Origin of the sequence: Pseudomonas bohemica, assembly GCF_002934685.1 — a bacterium.
GTDB lineage: Bacteria > Pseudomonadota > Gammaproteobacteria > Pseudomonadales > Pseudomonadaceae > Aquipseudomonas > Aquipseudomonas bohemica.
Genome location: NZ_NKHL01000113.1, coordinates 86,805 through 105,252 on the forward strand (window position 1 = coordinate 86,805; position 18,448 = coordinate 105,252).

General features: G+C 60.5%; 15 protein-coding genes and 1 pseudogene. 4 read left to right on the plus strand and 12 right to left on the minus strand.

Annotated features, from left to right (window positions below; all coding sequences use genetic code 11):
- Positions 1-12: 12 nt before the first annotated feature.
- From CE491_RS18305 to CE491_RS18315, 3 genes are all read right to left on the minus strand, one after another.
- Complete coding sequence (locus tag CE491_RS18305; RefSeq protein WP_110949743.1) at positions 13-996, minus strand: FAD binding domain-containing protein; 984 nt, start codon at positions 994-996, stop codon at positions 13-15.
- Positions 996-1,658 (minus strand): (2Fe-2S)-binding protein, encoded by a 663-nt coding sequence (locus CE491_RS18310; RefSeq protein ID WP_110949744.1) that lies wholly within the window; start codon positions 1,656-1,658, stop codon positions 996-998. Before CE491_RS18310 ends, CE491_RS18305 begins: the two co-directional genes overlap by 1 nt.
- Before the next feature lie 377 nt (positions 1,659-2,035).
- The gene (locus tag CE491_RS18315; RefSeq protein ID WP_110949745.1) at positions 2,036-3,100 is read right to left on the minus strand and encodes an NAD(P)-dependent alcohol dehydrogenase; all 1,065 of its coding nucleotides are present in this window, start codon (positions 3,098-3,100) and stop codon (positions 2,036-2,038) included.
- 306 nt (positions 3,101-3,406) lie between these two features.
- Here CE491_RS18315 and CE491_RS18320 point away from each other — a divergent pair, with 306 nt between their 5' ends.
- From CE491_RS18320 to CE491_RS18330, 3 genes are all read left to right on the plus strand, one after another.
- Positions 3,407-6,295 carry a sensor domain-containing phosphodiesterase gene (locus CE491_RS18320; RefSeq protein ID WP_110949746.1) on the plus strand — a complete coding sequence of 963 codons (2,889 nt, stop codon included), beginning with the start codon at positions 3,407-3,409 and terminating at the stop codon, positions 6,293-6,295.
- Between the two features lie 63 nt (positions 6,296-6,358).
- Positions 6,359-6,718, plus strand: coding sequence for a winged helix-turn-helix transcriptional regulator (locus tag CE491_RS18325; RefSeq protein ID WP_110949747.1), 360 nt, complete (start codon positions 6,359-6,361; stop codon positions 6,716-6,718).
- A 196-nt stretch (positions 6,719-6,914) separates the two neighbouring features.
- Positions 6,915-7,526, plus strand: coding sequence for a hypothetical protein (locus CE491_RS18330; RefSeq protein ID WP_110949748.1), 612 nt, complete (start codon positions 6,915-6,917; stop codon positions 7,524-7,526).
- 94 nt (positions 7,527-7,620) lie between these two features.
- Here CE491_RS18330 and CE491_RS18335 read toward each other — a convergent pair.
- The 9 genes and pseudogenes from CE491_RS18335 to CE491_RS18375 all read right to left on the minus strand — a co-directional run.
- A pseudogene (locus tag CE491_RS18335) lies at positions 7,621-7,716 on the minus strand (type II toxin-antitoxin system HicB family antitoxin); the annotation flags it as partial.
- Positions 7,717-7,740: 24 nt separating this feature from the next.
- Positions 7,741-8,676: a carbohydrate kinase family protein gene (locus tag CE491_RS18340; RefSeq protein WP_110949749.1), complete on the minus strand. Its 936-nt coding sequence runs from the start codon at positions 8,674-8,676 to the stop codon at positions 7,741-7,743.
- Between the two features lie 31 nt (positions 8,677-8,707).
- Positions 8,708-10,189 carry a xylulokinase gene (gene xylB, locus CE491_RS18345; RefSeq protein ID WP_110949750.1) on the minus strand — a complete coding sequence of 494 codons (1,482 nt, stop codon included), beginning with the start codon at positions 10,187-10,189 and terminating at the stop codon, positions 8,708-8,710.
- 7 nt (positions 10,190-10,196) lie between these two features.
- On the minus strand, positions 10,197-11,708 hold the full coding sequence (locus CE491_RS18350) for a mannitol dehydrogenase family protein (protein ID WP_110949751.1): 1,512 nt from the start codon (positions 11,706-11,708) through the stop codon (positions 10,197-10,199).
- A 33-nt stretch (positions 11,709-11,741) separates the two neighbouring features.
- Positions 11,742-12,845 (minus strand): ABC transporter ATP-binding protein, encoded by a 1,104-nt coding sequence (locus CE491_RS18355; RefSeq protein WP_110949752.1) that lies wholly within the window; start codon positions 12,843-12,845, stop codon positions 11,742-11,744.
- Positions 12,846-13,016: 171 nt separating this feature from the next.
- Positions 13,017-13,850 carry a carbohydrate ABC transporter permease gene (locus tag CE491_RS18360; RefSeq protein ID WP_110949753.1) on the minus strand — a complete coding sequence of 278 codons (834 nt, stop codon included), beginning with the start codon at positions 13,848-13,850 and terminating at the stop codon, positions 13,017-13,019.
- Between the two features lie 10 nt (positions 13,851-13,860).
- A complete protein-coding gene (locus CE491_RS18365) occupies positions 13,861-14,796 on the minus strand; it encodes a carbohydrate ABC transporter permease (protein WP_110949754.1) in 936 nt (311 codons plus the stop codon).
- A gap of 78 nt (positions 14,797-14,874) precedes the next feature.
- A complete protein-coding gene (locus tag CE491_RS18370) occupies positions 14,875-16,200 on the minus strand; it encodes an ABC transporter substrate-binding protein (protein ID WP_110949755.1) in 1,326 nt (441 codons plus the stop codon).
- Between the two features lie 240 nt (positions 16,201-16,440).
- Positions 16,441-17,346 carry an AraC family transcriptional regulator gene (locus CE491_RS18375; protein WP_110949756.1) on the minus strand — a complete coding sequence of 302 codons (906 nt, stop codon included), beginning with the start codon at positions 17,344-17,346 and terminating at the stop codon, positions 16,441-16,443.
- Between the two features lie 309 nt (positions 17,347-17,655).
- Here CE491_RS18375 and cobF point away from each other — a divergent pair, with 309 nt between their 5' ends.
- A complete protein-coding gene (gene cobF / locus CE491_RS18380; RefSeq protein WP_110949757.1) occupies positions 17,656-18,417 on the plus strand; it encodes a precorrin-6A synthase (deacetylating) in 762 nt (253 codons plus the stop codon).
- The last annotated feature ends 31 nt before the right edge of the window (positions 18,418-18,448 follow it).

Here is an 18,448-nt window from a genome sequence, read left to right on the forward strand (position 1 = left end):
CGATCCTCCCGGTCAGGCCGTCAGAGTGCTCAGGTTACGCACGATCGCCTGCTGCCCGAGGGCAATCTTGTAGGCGTTGTGGCGATAGGGTTTGGCGCCCTGTAGGGCGATGGCCGCGGCCTTTTCCATGTTCTGCGAGGTGAGGGTCGCGCCCTTGAGCGCGCGCTCGGCCTCCAGTGCGCGCCAGGGGCGGGTGCCGACACCACCCATGGCGATGCGGGCGTCGCGCACAGTGTCGCCATCCATCACCAGAATCACCGCGCTGGACGCCAGAGCGAACTGATAAGAGGCGCGGTCGCGCAGTTTCAAATAGCCCGATTTGCTGTTAGCGAGGGGCGCGTCCAGCACCACGTGGGTGATCAGCTCGTCATCCTGAAGGGCATGTTCTTTCCACGGTGTCGAGCCGGGCAGCAGGTGAAAGTCGAGGAAGTCGATGCTGCGTTTGCCTTTCGCTCCCTGAACTTCGACCCTGGCGCCAATCGCGGCCATGGCCACGCACATGTCCGAGGGATGCGTGGCGATGCATTGATCGCTGGTGCCGAGCACCGCATGCACGCTGCGATTGTGGCCGTCGATGGCCGCGCAGCCGGAACCGGGTTCGCGCTTGTTGCACGGCGAATAGCCGTCACGGAAATAGTTGCAGCGCACCCGCTGCATCACGTTACCGGCCGTCGTCGCCTTGTTGCGCAATTGCGTGGTGGCGCCGGACAGCAGCGCCTGAGACAGCACCGGGTAATGCGCGACGATGTAGTCGTGATAGGCGAGGGCGGTGTTGGTCACCAGCGCGCCGATTCGCACGCTGCCATCCTTCTGCACTTCGATCTGCTTCAGGGACAGATGATTGACGTCGATGACCTGATCGGCCGGCATCACGTCGAGTTTCACCAGATCCAGCAGCGTGGTGCCGCCAGCGAGGAAAAACGCCGTCTGGCTTTTCGAATGGGCGTCGACGGCCTGTTCGACGCTGCCGGCGCGGACATAATCCAGGGCTCTCATCAGGTCACCTCCTGCAGCTTGATTCTCGCGCTCTGTATCGCCGCAAGAATGTTCTTGTAGGCACCGCAGCGGCAGATGTTGCCGCTCATGGCTTCTCGCACGCTGTGGTCGTCGCTGCCGATGTTCTTGTCCTGCAGCATGGCCACAGCGCTCATGATCTGGCCGCTGGTGCAGTAGCCGCACTGATAGGCGTCATGTTCCCAGAACGCTTCCTGCACCGGATGCAGCTTGCCGTTTTGCGCCAGACCTTCGACGGTGGTGATTTCGTCACCTTCGTGCATGGCGGCGAGCGAAAGACAGGAGTTGATCGCGGCGCCGTTAATGTGCACGGTGCACGCGCCGCACTGGCCGTGGTCGCAGCCTTTTTTGGTGCCGGTCAGTTGCAGGCGGTCGCGCAGCACATCCAGCAGCGCGGCGTTGGCTGGAAGGTTCAGGGTGTGAGCCTGGCCGTTGACCTTGAGCGTCATTCGGCGCTCATCCTTCGCCGGTGCGTCGGTGTCGTCCGGCACCGCGGCCTGGGCTTCCAGGGCCTGGGCCCACATCGGCGCCGTGGCGGCGGCGAGGCCGGACACGCCGATGGATTTAAGAAAGTTTCGACGCGACGGCACGGTAAAGGCCGATAGGTCGCAGGCGGGTTCTTTGTTATCAGGCTGATCGGTCATGGACAGGTTCCTCGTCAGCATTGAGTCATGGCCGGCCCCGACGGTGGGCGGCGCGCGGGCCTGTATGGCAGTGCGAACATCAAGCGGTCTACGATAACCAATGTGCTGGCTGCGCATTGGTTTGAATAACTGCATACACTTTTGAGCATTTCTCTCTAATCCATGACGCACTCATGGCTCATGGCTCATGGCGCTGGCATCTCGCTGGATTCGGGAAGTGCAGGGGCTGCAAAAGAGGCACCGCAGTGGCCCAAGGATTGAGACCTGTCGCCATGCAGTTGGTTGCGGATTTTTACGGGGCAGGAGGGCAGGAGGGCAGGAGGCGCAGAAAAGCCCGGCCTAGCGGCGTGGTGTCCGCTCGACCGGTTGTTTGGGCATCAGGCCGCCGAGGCTTGTTCCTTGAGCGTCGCCATGTCGATGACGAAGCGGTACTTCACGTCGCCCTTGACCATGCGCTCGTACGCTTCGTTGATGTCCTTCATGTGGATCATCTCGATGTCGGAGACGATGCCGTGCTTGGCGCAGAAATCCAGCATCTCCTGGGTTTCCTTGATCCCGCCGATCAGCGAACCCGCCAGGCTGCGGCGTTTGAAGATCAGGTTGAACACCGATGGCGATGGATGCGGGCTGTCCGGGGCGCCGACCAGGGTCATGGTGCCGTCACGTTTGAGCAGGTTGAGGAAGGCGTCCAGGTCGTGTGGCGCGGCCACGGTGTTGAGGATGAAGTCCAGCGAATTGGCCTGCCTGGCCATTTCATCGGCGTTCCTGGAGACCACGACTTCGTTCGCACCCAGACGCAAGCCATCTTCGCGCTTGTTTGGCGAGGTAGTGAACAGCACCACATGAGCACCCATTGCGTGGGCAATCTTCACCGCCATGTGGCCCAGACCGCCGAGGCCGACCACGCCGACTTTCTTGCCAGGGCCGACTTTCCAGTGGTGCAGCGGCGAGTAGGTGGTGATCCCCGCGCAAAGCAGCGGAGCGACCGCCGCGAGGTTGTCGTTGTGGGAGATTTTCAGCACAAATTTTTCTTTCACCACGATCTTGTCGGAATAGCCGCCGTAGGTGTTTTCCCCACCGAAGACCGGGCCGTTGTAGGTGCCGGTAAAACCGTTTTCGCAGTATTGCTCGTCGCCTTCAGCGCAGGAGGCGCAGTGTTGACAGCTGTCGACCATGCAGCCGACGCCCGCCAGATCGCCGACCTTGAAGTTCTTGACGTTGGCGCCGACGGCCGTGACCTTGCCGACGATTTCATGGCCCGGCACCGATGGGTACAGGGTGTTGTTCCACTCGTTACGCGCGGTGTGCAGGTCCGAGTGGCAAACGCCGCAGAACAGAATATCGATCTGCACATCGTCGGCACCCGGGTCGCGGCGTTCGATCTGAAACGGCGCCAGTTTGTCCGTAGACTTTTGCGCAGCATAGCTGTAGGTCTTGATCATTTTGCGATCATCTCCAGTGGGCAAAGGTTATCGGTAACAGCATTCAGAGACAGGCCAGAGCAGACAAAGGCCAATGATTGACCGACGATTGATCGAGGTCGCTCAATGTACCCAGCGTGCGCCGGCAATCTTTCATTTCAACGCCAGTCTGCCGATATAGAGCCCAGACTTCTGAAAGCGTCACGTGAAATGTCGTGAAATTCCGTTTTTCCGTCGTTTATAGACAGCAAAAACGAATATGGCGCTTGCAACCATCTGTCAGACCCCATGAAGATAGCTCAGTCCCACGCTGGCAATGGAGCGCCTATGAATTCTCATGTCTCGAACCCCACTCAGAGCGCGCCAGGGGCCGAGGAGCAGGCGTCACTTCAGACGCATGACCAATCGGTGAATGCGTCATCGATGACCGACGAGAACTCCCTGGAAGCCTTGCTCAAGGCGGCGGCCTTTGCGGCCCCCGGCCTGAGCTGGGCGGCCTACCGCGCCAACCGGCACATGCACCTGCTGGGCCAGGGCGATGCGGCCACGGAGTGGCCCCGACACATTCCCCGGGAAGGCTTCGATGGGTTCTGTCGCGATCATGGCTTGCAGCGCTGGGTCACCGGCCAGGGCGAGGCTCCGCTGGGCTGGTTGCTGACCCCGGAGCGTGAATCGGGCAACCCGTTTCTGGTGGCATTGGCCGGTAGACTGGGCTTGCGCCTGCAGAGCGATGCCCTGGCCCGCGCCCAGGCCACGCAACGGGTGCTGTACGAAATCACCTATCTGGCCAGTTCGACCCGTGATCGTTCGGCGTTCCTGCAGGGCGTGCATCAGCAGCTGTCGACGCTGATCGATGCGGAAAACTTCTATCTGGCGCTGTATGAGCGTCAGACCGGCCGGATCACCTACCCCTATTACATCGACATCACCGACGTCGACGCCCTGGAAGCCGAGACCCACGAGTTTCTCGACCCGCAGCGGCTGTCGATGACCGGTTACGTGCTGACCACTGAGCAACCGCTGTTCGTCGACGCCGCCGCCATCGAACGCGCCCGGGCCGCCGAGCGCTTTTATTGCCTGGGTCATCGTCCAGAGTTCTGGATGGGGGCACCGCTGAAGAACGCTTCGGACGACGTGTTCGGCATGCTCGCGATGCAGGTCTATGACGTGTCGCGGGTGTACAGCGTCGAGGACCAGGAGCTGTTCCTGGTGGTGGCGCGCCACGTGGCCATGGCGCTGGATCGCATCCTGCACCGCGCTCATCTGGAAGAAACCGTGGCCCGCCGGACCCTGGAACTGTCGCGGCTCAACGATGCGCTGCGCAGCGAGGTTGCCGACCGCGAGCGCGCCGAGCACCTGCAGAGCGCGCTGTTTCAGATCGCCGAGCTGTCAAGCCAGCCGGGGGACATGACCGACCTGTTCAAGAGCCTGCACGGCATCGTCGGCGAGCTGTTGTTCGCGCTGAACTTCTACATCGCCCTGTTCGATGACGCGACCACCGAGGTGACCTTCCCGTACTACGTCGACGAACGCCTGACCCGCCGCCCGGATCCGCGCCGTGGCGAGCGCGGATTCACCGAATATGTCATCCGCCAGCGCCGCCCGTGCCTGATCGACAGCGCTGAGGCCCGCCGCCTGGAAAGCATTGGCGAGATCACCATCCAGAACGACATCAACCGTTCCTGTTCCTGGCTGGGCATCCCGCTGTTCGACGGCGACGTGGTGCGCGGCGTACTGGCGGTTCAGAGCTATTCGCCCCACGTCAGCTACTCGTTGCGTGACCAGGACCTGCTGACCTTCGTCTCGCGGCACATCGATACGGCGCTGTCTCGGCGCAGCGCTGCCGAGGCGATTCATACCGCCAACCTGCGTCTTGAAGCCCGGGTGCAGGACCGCACCCGCGAACTGGATTACGCCAACGCCAAGCTGCAGCACGAGAACGCCCACGATTCGCTGACCGGCCTGCCCAATCGCAGCCATCTGCAACAACGCCTGCAGGTGGCCTGGGAGGATTTCTGCCACAACGGTCAGGAACTGGTGGTGATGTTCATCGACCTGGACCGGTTCAAGATGGTCAATGACAGCCTGGGCCATCAGTCGGGCGACTTGCTGCTGATCCAGGCTGCGGACCGTTTGCGCAACTGCATGCGCGACAGCGATCTGCTGGCACGTCTGGGAGGGGACGAGTTTGCGGTCCTGGCCTATGCGGCACCGCCGGACATCACGGTGGCCATCGCCGAGCGCATTCTGTTGGCGTTCGACGTGCCGTTCTATATCGACGGTCATGCGGTGTTTTCCTCGTGCAGCATCGGCGTAGTGGGCGCCGATCTGCAGTTTCACAAGGAGCCTGCGGACCTGCTGCGCGATGCCGACACCGCGATGTACCGGGTCAAGAACGCCGGACGCGACAGCTATGCAGTGTTCAACCAGGAACTGCGCCGCGAGGTTTCCGACCAGATGGAGCAGGAGAGCGCGCTGCGTAACGCCCTCAAACGCACCGATGAATTGCTGCCGTATTTCCAGCCCATCATCGACGTCGTCAGCGGCAGGATTCTGGCCCTGGAAGCGCTCATTCGCTGGCGTCAGGCCGACGGTCGGGTGATTGCGCCCGGCCACTTCCTGCCCGCGCTGGAGGGGCTGCGTCTGATCGGCAGGCTTGACTTCTACATGCTCCAGCAGGTGGTGGCGATGCTGGCCCAACCAAGCCACGCACACTGGCCGACGGTGCACGTGAATTGTTCCAGCTACAGCATCAGCCGGCCGGAGTTCGCCAGTGAAGTGCTGAGCCTGCTCGCCCAGCATGGTGTGGCGCCGTCGCGCATCTGTCTGGAGCTGACCGAGGGCGCGCTGGTGGCCGAGCCGGAGCTGGCGCGTCAGGCGATGAAACATCTGGCCGACAACGGCGTGTCGACCGTGCTCGATGATTTTGGCGCGGGTTTCTCGTCCCTCAGTTACGTGCATCAGTACCATTTCAGCGGCCTGAAGATCGACAAGTCCTTCACCTTGGAACTGACCACCAGTTCGCGCAGCCGCGCCATCGTCCGGGCGATCGTGCGCATGGCCGAGTCGTTGGGATTGACGGTGGTGGCCGAGGGGGTAGAAGACGCTGAAACCTTGCAATTGCTCAGGGAGATGGGCGCGGGACAGGCGCAGGGTTATTACTTCTCCATGCCGGTGCCGCAGGACAAGCTGGATTTGAGTGGGTTAGGTCTATGAGGACATAGAGGGCCATGCACGGCACCCTACCCAGTGTGGGATCCCCTTGCTAGACTCGCGCTCATGCCCGACACCAATCCCAAAACCCAAGTCCCCGTCCCGACCTACGCCTTTTGCCCGGTAATTACCGCGCTCGAGGTGATCGGCGAGCGTTGGGTGATCCTTATCCTGCGCGATTTGCTACGTAACCCGAGCCGGCGCTTCCAGGATCTGCAGGACTCGCTCAAGGGCTGTGCGCCCAGCACCCTGTCAACCCGGCTCAAGGCGCTGGAAGCCAATGGTCTGATCGAGCGTCGCCTGTATGAGCAACATCCGCCGCGTCTGGAATACCTGCTGACCGCCAAGGGTCGTGAAGTCAGCCCGGTGGTTGCATCGTTGCGCGACTGGGGCTTACGTCTGCAGGAGCAGGACCCGCCCGGTTGACCCGGCAATGCGGCGAGGGCCTGCCGCTCTCGGCAGCCACTTTCGGCAAACCCACGCCGAGATTGCCGCTCGCGTCTCTCTGCGAAACCTTCCTGACCCCTTGTAGGCTGGGCCTTGCAGCGCATGTAGCAGGATGTGGCACCGGTTTTGCTGTTATCTGCGATGCATCGATAACCTGATGATAAGGAGGTGACAGATGATCATTGGTAACAGTGCCATCCAGCAGTTCGTGTCCAAGGTGGTGGCTCACACGCAATACGACACCGCCGACAACGATGCGTACACCAGCGCGATGGCCGGTGCCTCTGCGCCAGTTGCGACGATCGTCGACAATGGCGACAGCTCGACCCAAAGCAATGCCGAACAGGGCTACGACGAGTCTTTCGCCAAAATGATGGTGAACCTCAAGGCCGCCCTGGCCAACGTCACCGCATCGGTATCGGATGACGACAAGGCTGCCGCGGCGGCGGCGTTCTCGTCCAGCAACGACAAACAGATTGCAGCGTCGGACAGCGTGAGCAATACCGTCGATAAGGAAATCGCTGCGGTGGACGGTAGCGACACCAGCTCCTCAGCGGCTTCATCGGCCAAAGAGCAGTTTCTGGCCTACATGAACCAGAGCGATGCCGAAAAAGTGCGTCAGCAACTGACCGGCGTGAATAAGGAAGAGTACGACAGCATGACGCCGGAGCAGCAGGCGGCGGTGGACAAGAAAGTCAGCGAACTGCAGAAACAGAAGCAAGAGCAGCAAATCACCGAGCAAGAGGTCAAGACCAGGATCGCCATGGCGAAGGCGGAGATGGCCTGATGCATCGGTGGGACGGGTTGTGCGGGTAATGGATAAAAGGGGCAGCGGTTTTGACCGGTTGCCCCTTTTTTTAAAGTCGACTAGGTGTTGGCGTTCACGCGCGCCCCGGTTTTTCCAACGCAGCATCAGCCAAAAACGACGACCGACTCTTCATGTTGTGGTCGCGCACATACCGATCGATGCGCCGTATGGCTGCCAGGCACGATGAGCGTCCTTACCTCACCTCGTCCCGATAGGGCAGATCCGGCCCCTCCCGGGTGCAGGTAACGGCTGCCGCGGCCACGGCGAAGTTGAGCATGTCGGTCAGGATTTCGCGGCTGAGTGTCGGCAAACCGGCCGGGGCGTCGAGTTCGCGTTCGGTGAGGAAGGTGATCAGCGCGGCCTGGAAGGTATCGCCAGCGCCCACGGTGTCGGCGGTTTTGACTTCGCGCGAAGGCACCGACCATTGGCCCAGTTCGCGGCTGAAGACGGTGGCGCCCTGGCGACCGCGGGTCATGATCACCAGTTGGCAATTGTGCTGCAGCCAGCCCTTGGCCACGGTATCGGCGTCGATGTCGGGGTACAGCAGGTGCAGGTCTTCGTCGCTGACCTTGATGATGTGCGCGTGCTCGGCGAATTTCGCCACCTGGCCGCGCCACAGTTCGAGACTCGGTGCCGGGTTCAGGCGCACGTTGGGGTCGAAGGTGATCAGGCGTTTGCCGCTTTCTCGTTGCACCAGCGCCAGCAGCGCGTCGGCCACCGGCTGCACAACGAGGGAAAACGAACCGACATGCAGGCCGCGAACGCTGGCGTCGAGCGTCGGCAGTCGCGCTACCGTCAGCAACCGATCAGCACAGCCTTCGCCGCGAAAGCTGTATTGCGGCGAGCCATCGGCGCCAACCGCGACCATCGACAGGGTAGTGGGGGCGTCGAAATGGATCAGGAAGTCGTTACGCACGCCTTCTTCTTCGAGCACCGTTGCCAGGCGTCTGCCGAGATAATCGGTGGAAATCCCGGCGAAAAAGCCTGTATCCACACCCAGGCGACGCAGGCCGACGGCAACGTTGAACGGCGAACCGCCAGCGATGGCCTGATAACCTACTTTATTGTGTTGTCCACTGTCCGGCTGACTGAAAAAGTCGAACAGTGCTTCGCCACAGACCAGATACATAGGTGCTCCGTTAAGGGCCGACGGTCTTGCGTCAAATGCCCTGCAATTGATTGCGATAGTGCTGATAAACGGTTTGGTAAGCCGCGACGTGTTCGGCTACCGGCTGTGTTTCGCTGCTGGCGTCGAGGCTGACGCAACGCTCGCACAGCGCCTGCAGCGATTGGCCGTCACCTTCGGCACGGGCATGACACCAGGCTGCCTGAATCGCCGCGCCCAGGGCCGCGGCTTCACTGCCGGTGGTGCAGATGACCGGAGTATCCATGATGTCGGCAACGATCTGCCGCCATATCGGGCTTTTGGCGCCGCCGCCGATCAAGCGAATGTTGTCACTCTTGATGCCGCTGTCACGCAGCAGGTCCAGGCCGTAGCGCAGGCCGAAAGTGGTGCCCTCGACTACCGCGCGGCACAAGTTGGCCTGATTCAAGTTGGTGCTGTCCAGCCCCAGGATGCTGCCAGTGGCCTGGGGCAAGGCCGGCACCCGTTCGCCGTTGAGGAACGGCAGCATCAGCACTCCTTGCGCGCCGATCGGCGACGAGGCAATAGCGGCATTGAACGCGCCGATGTCAAGCGCGAACAGCTCGCGGATGGCGCTGGTGGCATTGGTCAGGTTCATGGTGCAGATCAGCGGCAACCATCCCCCTGAAGACGAACAGAACGTCGCCACCGAAGGCTGGGCGCTGACGTTGCCTGCATCGGCGAACGCGTACACGGTGCCGGATGAGCCCAGACTCATGGTGATCGAGCCTGGCGCGATGTTGCCGGTGCCGATGGCGCCCATCATGTTGTCGCCGCCACCGCTGGAAACGACCGCGTCGGGGTTGATGCCCAGGCGCTCGGCAATCGCCGGAAGAATCTTGCCTACCGCCTCATGGGCTTCAAGCAAATTCGGTAGCGCGCTGACCAGCCGGCCGCTCGGGTCGATGTGTTGCAGAATGTCCACATCCCACTCGCGGGTACGGACGTTGAAATAACCGGTGCCGGACGCGTCGCCGAATTCGCTGCAGCAACGGCCGGTCAGCCAATAATTGAGGAAGTCGTGGGGCAGCAGGATCTTGTCGATCCGGGCGAACAGATCGGGAAACTGCTCCTTGGTCCAGAGCAGCTTCGACACCGTGTAACCCGGTGCGATGGCAATACCCAACCGTTCCAGCGAACCCGCTTCGCCGCCCAGATACTCCAACAAGCGGTCGTTTTCAGGGGCCGATTCGGTGTCGCACCAGAGCTTGGCAGGGCGCAGCACATGGCCCAGTTGGTCGATCATCACCAGACCGTGCTGCTGGCCAGACACGCCAATGCCCTGAATCTCGGCGCCAGTGATTCCGGCCTGCGCAAGCGCCACCGCTGTGGCCTGCTCGAACGCAGTGAGCCACTCCTGCACATCCTGCTCGCGACGCCCATTGGCGCCGCTGATCATGTGATGCGCGCCGGAGCCTTCGCCCAGAACCTTGCCGCTGACGGCATCAAGCACAATCGCCTTGGTGCCTTGGGTGCCGCAATCGATGCCGAGAAACATGCTCACCTCAGACTGTTTTGGCCAACAGGTTTTCCAGGGTTTTGCTGACGCCCAGCTGCTTCAGGCTGTTCAGATTCTTTTCGAACGAGGCGACGAACTCGGCGGATTTGGGAATCGCCGCGCCGAAGATTTCCTCGACCTCCAGCAAACGCTGGGTGACCAGCACATCATCGGCTACAAGCGCCTTGCAGAAGTCGGCGCGCGGGTCGACGACCTTGTACGCGACGCCATTCTCGCCCTTGAAATCGCCGGTCGTGTTGCCTTGCAGGTACAGCGCCCAGGCGGCGACTACCAGCGAGGCACGATCCATGTTGCCTTTGTCCAGAATCAGCCGGTTGATGGTCGGCACGGTGAATTTCGGGAATTTCGACGAGCCATCGGAACACACACGCTCCAGCTGATCGGCAATCGCCTGGTTAGAAAAACGGTCGATCAGTGTCTGCTTGTAATCGGTCAGGTCGATGCCCGGCACGGGCGCCAGTTGCGGCGTGACGTCCAGGTCCATGTAGGTGCGTATGTAATCGACGAACAGCGGGTCGTTCATGGTTTCGTGAACGAAGCGATAGCCCTTCAGCGCGCCGAGGTAAGTCAGCGCCAAATGGCTACCGTTGAGCAGCTTGATCTTCATTTCTTCGTAGGGCGTGACGTCGTCGGTGAATTGCACGCCGACCTTTTCCCAGGCGGGACGGCCATCGACGAACTTGTCCTCCAGGACCCACTGCACGAACGGCTCGCAGACCACCGGCCATGCGTCGTCGATGCCTTTCTCATCATGCAGTTGCAGGCGATGGGCGGTGCTGGTCATGGGCGTGATGCGGTCGACCATGGCGTTGGGAAAGCTCACGTGTTCAGCGATCCAGTCGTGCAGGTCGGCATCGCGCAGTCTGGCGAACGTCAGCAGCGCCTTGCGGGTGACCGCGCCGTTGTGCGGCAGGTTATCGCAGGACATCAGGGTGAAGGCAGGCGTGCCCTCGGCGCGGCGTTTGGCCAGGGCAGCGCACAGATAACCGAATACGGTTTTCGGTGTGGCGGGGTGCTGCAGGTCATGCTGGATCTGCGGCAAGTGGCTCATGAACTCGCCGGTGCTGTCGTCGATGCAATAGCCGCCTTCGGTGATGGTCAGCGAGACGATGCGGATCTCGGGGCTGGCGAGCTTTTCTATCAGCGCCAGATCGTTGTCGGTGGACATCAGCATCTGGCTCATGGAGCCGATAATGCGGGTCTCGGTGTCCGGTGTGTCGCCCAGCTCGAACAGGGTGTAGAGAAAGTCCTGACCTCTCAAGGCTTCGAAGTTGTTGCGGTCTTCTTCGCGCAGGCTGACGCCGCAGATGGCCCAGTCCAGACCTTCTCCCTTGTTCATCAACGCATCGGTGTAGAACGCCTGGTGCGCACGATGGAAACCGCCGACGCCGATGTGCGCAATACCCTGGCGGCGATCTTCAAGCGCGTAGGCGGGCAGCTCGATCTTGCTGTTTTCGAGGCTGCCCAGATTCAGCAGGTTCTGTTTGTTCAGTTTCATGACTACGTTCCCGATTATGTGAAGGCTGCCGATTCAGGCAGCGGCCTGCAAGGCTTTGCGAATGACTTGACCCTGAGCGTCGAACAGGTGGCAGTGCGCGCTGTCCAGGTACAGGTTCAGGGTTTCACCGTACTGGCTGGCCAGGTCGCCGCGAATACGCATGGTCAGCGCTTCGCCGGAGTTGGTGCGCACGTGGCAAAAGGTGTCGCTGCCCAGGCGTTCGCTGACGTCGGCAACCACCTGCAGTTGGCAGTCGCCATCTTTGGCCAGTTCCAGATGTTCCGGCCGAATGCCCAGGGTCACGGCATCGCCGACACTCTGTTGGGCGTTGGTGAAGGGCAGGCTGATTGTGGTCCCGGCATCCAGAGTGACTTCGCAACCGGCGGCATCCACGCGGCTGACTTTGCCCTTGAGAAAGCCCATCTTCGGTGTGCCGAGAAAGCCTGCGACGAACAGATTGGCCGGGTGGTGATACAGCTCCAGCGGCGAGCCGACCTGTTCCACGCGACCGCCGTTGAGCACCACCACCTTGTCGGCCAGGGTCATGGCTTCGACTTGATCGTGGGTGACGTAGATCATCGTCGCTTCCAGCTCTTTATGCAGGCGCGACAGCTCCAGACGGGTCTGCACGCGCAAGGCGGCGTCGAGGTTGGATAGCGGTTCGTCGAACAGGAAGATTTTCGGGTTGCGCACGATGGCGCGGCCAATCGCCACGCGCTGGCGCTGGCCGCCCGACAGCTGCTTGGGCTTGCGCTCCAGCAGCGGGCCAAGTTCCAGGATGCGTGCCGCTTCGGCGACCTTCTTCTCGACTTCGGCTTTCGGTGTGCCGGCCAGGTCCAAGGCGAACGACAGGTTTTTGCCCACGGTCATGTGCGGGTAGAGGGCGTAGGTCTGAAACACCATCGCCAGATCGCGCTTGGCCGGGGTGACCTGTGTGATCTCGCGGCCATCGAGTTCAATGCTGCCGCTGGTGACGTCTTCCAACCCCGCGATCAACCGCAACAGGGTGGATTTGCCGCAGCCGGACGGACCGACGAAGACCACGAATTCCCGGTCTTTGACGTCCAGATCGATGCCTTTGATGATCTGGTGGCCGTCGAAGCCTTTTTGCAGATTTCTGATTGTCAGGTTAGCCATAGTGGGCTCCAGTTTTATTCTTCAAGAATGGCTGTAGATGATCGCTGGACCTCTAAACTCGCTGTAGGCGCGCGCTTGCCCGCGATGGCTGCGCGCCAGGCGATGAAACCGGCGCTGAGCACGGCAATCGCCGGCGCGCGCTCCTACAGGCTGGAAGTCGCTTCGCTCGATTTACTTCACGGCACCAAACGACAGACCGCGTACCAGCTGTTTCTGGCTGATCCAGCCGAAGATCAGGATCGGCGCGCAGGCCAGGGTGGATACTGCTGACAACTTGGCCCAGAACAACCCTTCGGGGCTCGAGTACGAGGCGATGAGGGCCGTCAGGGGCGCGGCGTTGGACGAGGTCAGGTTCAGCGACCAGAAGGCCTCGTTCCAGCACAGAATGAGTGACAGCAGCGCTGTGGAGGCCAGGCCTCCTTTGCAGATCGGGATCAGCACCTTGAAGATTTCCTGGCGCGTGGTGGCGCCGTCCAGTCGCGAGGCTTCGAGGATTTCGCCGGGGATGTCCTTGAAGTAGGTGTAAATCATCCAGACCACGATCGGCAGGTTGATCAAGGTGTAGATCACGATCAGCGCGATGCGCGAGTCCAAAAGGCCAAAGGTCTTGGCCAGCAGGTAGATCGGCATCAGCACGCCCACCGGCGGCAGCATCTTGGTCGAGAGCATCCACAGCAAGGTGCCCTTTGTGCGTTTGGTCTCGAAGAAGGCCATGGAATAGGCGGCCGGGACCGCGATCAACAGGCACAGGATGGTGGCGCTGAACGAGATCAGGATCGAGTTCCAGGCGAAGTGGAAGTAATCACTGCGCTCCTGGATGTGCAGATAGTTTTCCAGGGTCGGCGTGAAGATGAACTGTGGCGGCGTGGCGAACGCATCGATCTCGGTCTTGAAACTGGTCAGGACCATCCAGAAGATCGGGAAGAAAATCAGCGCCGCGATCACCCACGACAAGCTGCCGAGCAGCACGCTTTGCAGCCGACGGGATTGTTTGAGCGTCATCATGACCTTGCCCTCAAGATTTGTCGGTGAGGTTTTTGCCGATCATCCGGACCAGGATGATCGCGGCAATATTGGCAATGACCACGGCAATCAATCCGCCTGCCGATGCCATGCCCACGTCGAACTGCAACAGCGCCTGGTTGTAGATCAGATACGCAAGGTTGGTCGAAGCGAAGCCTGGGCCGCCGTTGGTGGTGGTGAAGATTTCGGCGAATACCGACAGCAGGAAGATGGTTTCGATCATCACCACCACCGCGATAGGACGTGCCAGGTGGGGCAGGGTCAGGTGCCAGAAGATCGCGATGGGGCCGGCGCCGTCCAGACGCGCGGCTTCTTTCTGTTCCTGGTCCAGCGACTGCATGGCGGTCATCAGAATCAGGATCGCGAACGGCAGCCATTGCCAGGAAACGATGATGATGATCGACAGCATCGGGTAATTGGCCAGCCAGTCGATGGGCTGGGCGCCGAACAGTTTCCACACCGAGGCGAGGATCCCGGACACCGGATGGAAAAGCAGGTTCTTCCAGATCAGCGCACTCACGGTGGGCATGATAAAGAACGGCGAAATCAGTAAGACGCGGACGATACCGCGACCGAGGAATTCACTGGCTTCCAGCAGGGCGGAAATCAATACACCCAGGATCACGCTGATGGCCAGCACGCTGCCGACCAGTAACAGGGTATTCATGGCGCCGGGGAAGAAGCCCGAGTCGGTGACGAAGTATTCGAAGTTCTCAAGGCCAACGAATTCGTTCTCGCCCGGATTGAGCAGGTTGTAGCGAATCAGCGAGAAATAGATGGTCATGCCCAGCGGGACGACCATCCAGACCAGCAACAACAGCACCGAAGGGCTGACCAGAAACCAGCCGGGCTTGGTGACACTGCCTTTCTTCTGATGGTCGTTATCGTCGGCCGAAGCCGCACGAGGGGTAATGGTTGAGGTGTTCATGATGACTCCGAACCGGGGCAAGAGCGTAAGCGGGGCAGCAGCGGCGGGGAGCCGTCTGCTGCCTTAAAACGAACGGGATCAACCCTTTTTCGGGTAACCCGCACGCTTCATGTCGCGCACGGTTGCGCTTTGCGCCTGAGTCAGTGCTGCATCGACCGTGGTAGAGCCGACCAGGGCTGCAGAGAACTGCTGACCCACGTTGGTGCCGATCTGCTGGAACTCAGGGATGGTCACCAACTGGATGCCCACGTAAGGCACTGGCTTGAGGGTCGGCGCCTTGGGCGTAACGGCCTTGAGCGATTCCAGGGTGATGTTGGCAAACGGCGCTGCCTTCTTGTACTCGTCGGTGTAGGTCGAGGCGCGAGTGCCAGGCGGTACGTTGGACACCCCATCAGTCTTGGCGACCAGGGCGGCGTACTCCTTGGAGGTCGCCCACTCGGTGAAGGCGCGAGCGTCCTTGTCGTTCTTGGCGCTGGTCGGAATCGCCAAAGCCCACGAATACAGCCACGCCGAACCTTTATCAGTGACTTCGTGCGGAGCGTAAGTGAAGCCTACGCTGTCGGCGACTTTGCTCTGAGACTTGTCTGTGACGAAGGAACCGGCGACGCTGGCGTCAACCCAGATGGCGCACTTGCCGCTGTTGAACAGCGCCAGGTTTTCGTTGAAGCCGTTGCTAGATGCGCCGGGAGGGCCGTCTTTTTTCATCACGTTGACGTAGAAGTTCAGCGCATCCTTCCATTCTGGCTGGTCGAACTGTGGTTTCCACTGTTCGTCGAACCAGCGCGCGCCGAAGGAGTTGGCCACGGTGCTGATCAGCGCCATGTTCTCACCCCAGCCGGCCTTGCCGCGCAGGCAAATGCCGTACTGTTCTTTGGATTTGTCGGTGAGTTTGTCGGCAAATTCGGAGATCTGGGTCCAGGTCGGACGCTCCGGCATGGTCAGCCCGGCGGCCTGGAACAGGTCCTTGCGATAATAGGTGATCGAGCTTTCGGCGTAGAAAGGCAGGGCGAACAGCTTGCCATCGACCGACAGGCCATCACGCACCGAAGGGAACACGTCGTCCAGCGCGTAGGACGCTGGCAGGTTGTCCATTTCTTTCAGCCAGCCCTTGGCGCCCCAGAGTGAGGCTTCGTACATGCCGATGGTCAGCACATCGAACTGACCGCCCTTGGTGGCGATGTCCGTGGTCAGGCGCTGGCGCAGGACGTTCTCTTCCAGGACGACCCACTTGAGTTTGATATCGGGATGCTGTTCTTCGAAGGTCTTGGACAGCCGCTGCATGCGGATCATGTCGCTGTTGTTGACGGTGGCGATGGTCACGTCGCCTGCACTGGCGCTGTTGCAGAGGGTCAGGGTGAGGGTCAGACAGGTTCCAGCAAGGAGAACTTTTGCAGAGGTCTTCATTTATCACTCCTCTTCTTCGCCGGGGGGCGACAGAAGCTTGGTTATTGTTTTTGTTCCTTCCAAAGACCAGGAAGAATGTCAGTTGATTACAACGGTCCGCACCGGCGATGACAAATCCTGCGGCACACTTGAACTGATACTTTCTTGCACTCGGAGTTCAGCTGGCGACGCACCAAAACTGCGTTCCGGCAGGCTGCGGCGCAGTTCCAGCGTAGTAGATGGAAGCGGGGAGGGGGCGAATCAGTACAGGTTTTGTTCGGTCAGGCGCTGTACGGCCAGACGCCGATAGTGAGAGGGCGTCATGCCTTTGAGCTTTTGAAAGCGCCGGTTGAAGTTGGAAATGTTATTGAAACCGGACTCGAAACAGACATCCGTCACGGGCTTGTCACCATCGGCCAGCAACTCGCAGGACTTGCTGATGCGCAGACGATTGACGAACTCGACGAAGCAGCGCCCGGTGGCCTGCTTGAACACGCGCGAAAAATACGTGGGTTTCATGCCCAGGTAATCGGCCACTTCCTCCAGCGGCAGTTCCCGCGCGTAGTGAGTGAAGATATAGTCCACCGCCTTGTTGGTACGTTCGACCGCATGATCGTCCGACAGCTGCGACGCCGTCGTCCCCGACAACAGTTGGTAATCATCGCTGGCCGCCAGCAGCTCGAACAGAATGAAAAAATGCCCGAGGCGGGTCATACCGCTGGAATCGGCAATCTTCTGCATCAGCTTCATGGCCTGGCGGATGGTGCGCTTACAGCGAAACTCGATGCCGTATTGCGCCCGCTCCAGCAGCGGGGCCAAGCTCTTCAGCTCGGCGAACACCTGGTTGCCGCTTTCCAACAGCTCCTCGGTGAAATTCACCAACATGTCGCGCTTGGGCACGACCTCGTCTTCCTCGACCTGGCTGATCCAGTTATGCGGCAGGTTGGGGCCAGTGAGGAACAACGTGCCCGGATAGAAGTTACCGATGTAATCACCGACGAACACCTTGCCGGAACTGGCGACGATCAGGTGCAGCTCGTATTCCTTGTGGAAATGCCAGCGCACCAGCGGGCAGGGAAAGCCATGTTCGCGGTAGATGATCGACAGACCGTTGTGATCGTCCATCAACTCGTAGGAGGGGTCGGTGCCTTTTATTGTTTTGATCATGCTGTTGCCGGGTTTGGAGAGTGGCGTGAGGGGTAATGTGCACTATTTTTCGGCGGTGTTACATCGGCTCGGACAAAATCGACGTCACTCACTGGTGGTTGAACGAAGCCATCATGAAATTACTCGTGGTTCTGCACAACGATCCTGATTGGGCCTATGGTGTGACAGCCCTGCCAGCCTGCGTGAGTTCCTTGACGCTCGCGTCAAAATCGATCAGCGCTACAGTTGCCGGTCGGGATTGCTGGCCACTGCGGCATTGCGCAGCTGCATGAATAGCGTTGGCAACGCTTTTGTTGAAGAATCGTTCTCATGAAAAAAATCCTTGTCATCGGCATCGGCGCCGGCAATCCCGAACAGATCACGGTCCAGGCAATCAAGGCGTTGAACCGCGCGAAGGTGTTTTTCATCCTCGACAAGGGGTACGCCGATGATGATCTGCTGCGCTTGCGTCGGGAGATTTGTGAACGTTATATCGAGGGCGAGGATTACCGCTTGGTGCAGGTAAGCGATCCCCGACGCGAAGACGATCCGCAGTCATATCAGAGCGGCATCGAGCACTGGCACGAGCAGCGTGCGGTGTTGTTCGAGCAACTGATAGCCAATGAGGTGCGGGACGGTGAGGCAGGCGGGTTCCTGGTCTGGGGCGATCCGGCGCTGTATGACAGTACGCTGCGCATTCTCGATCGCGTATTGGCGCGGGAGCGGGAGGTATTCGAGTATGAGGTCATTCCGGGTATCACCAGCGTGCAGGCGTTGGTGGCGCAGCATCGTATTGCGTTAAATCGCATTGGCGAGCCGATTCAGATTACGACGGGGCGACGCCTGGCGCTGGAGCAGGGTGCGGATATCGAGAATGTGGTGGTGATGCTCGACGCTCATTGCACGTTCGACCGGTTCGCTGAGCAGGATTTGTATATTTACTGGGGAGCCTATCTGGGCACGGCTGACGAGATCCTGATTTCAGGACCTTTGAAGGAAGTCAGCGAGCGAATCAAACGAGCTCGTGAGGCGGCGCGGGCGCAGAAGGGCTGGGTCATGGATACCTATCTGTTGCGTCGTGCTGTGGGTTGAGGGCTCTTGGAGGGCAACGGTATACCCTCAA

Coding starts and splice junctions, on each gene's coding strand:
- CE491_RS18305 (WP_110949743.1), bottom strand. CDS start 996: ATGAGAGCCCTGGATTATGTCCGCGCCGGCAGCGTCGAACAGGCCGTC.
- CE491_RS18310 (WP_110949744.1), bottom strand. CDS start 1,658: ATGACCGATCAGCCTGATAACAAAGAACCCGCCTGCGACCTATCGGCC.
- CE491_RS18315 (WP_110949745.1), bottom strand. CDS start 3,100: ATGATCAAGACCTACAGCTATGCTGCGCAAAAGTCTACGGACAAACTG.
- CE491_RS18320 (WP_110949746.1), top strand. CDS start 3,407: ATGAATTCTCATGTCTCGAACCCCACTCAGAGCGCGCCAGGGGCCGAG.
- CE491_RS18325 (WP_110949747.1), top strand. CDS start 6,359: ATGCCCGACACCAATCCCAAAACCCAAGTCCCCGTCCCGACCTACGCC.
- CE491_RS18330 (WP_110949748.1), top strand. CDS start 6,915: ATGATCATTGGTAACAGTGCCATCCAGCAGTTCGTGTCCAAGGTGGTG.
- CE491_RS18340 (WP_110949749.1), bottom strand. CDS start 8,676: ATGTATCTGGTCTGTGGCGAAGCACTGTTCGACTTTTTCAGTCAGCCG.
- xylB (WP_110949750.1), bottom strand. CDS start 10,189: ATGTTTCTCGGCATCGATTGCGGCACCCAAGGCACCAAGGCGATTGTG.
- CE491_RS18350 (WP_110949751.1), bottom strand. CDS start 11,708: ATGAAACTGAACAAACAGAACCTGCTGAATCTGGGCAGCCTCGAAAAC.
- CE491_RS18355 (WP_110949752.1), bottom strand. CDS start 12,845: ATGGCTAACCTGACAATCAGAAATCTGCAAAAAGGCTTCGACGGCCAC.
- CE491_RS18360 (WP_110949753.1), bottom strand. CDS start 13,850: ATGATGACGCTCAAACAATCCCGTCGGCTGCAAAGCGTGCTGCTCGGC.
- CE491_RS18365 (WP_110949754.1), bottom strand. CDS start 14,796: ATGAACACCTCAACCATTACCCCTCGTGCGGCTTCGGCCGACGATAAC.
- CE491_RS18370 (WP_110949755.1), bottom strand. CDS start 16,200: ATGAAGACCTCTGCAAAAGTTCTCCTTGCTGGAACCTGTCTGACCCTC.
- CE491_RS18375 (WP_110949756.1), bottom strand. CDS start 17,346: ATGATCAAAACAATAAAAGGCACCGACCCCTCCTACGAGTTGATGGAC.
- cobF (WP_110949757.1), top strand. CDS start 17,656: ATGAAAAAAATCCTTGTCATCGGCATCGGCGCCGGCAATCCCGAACAG.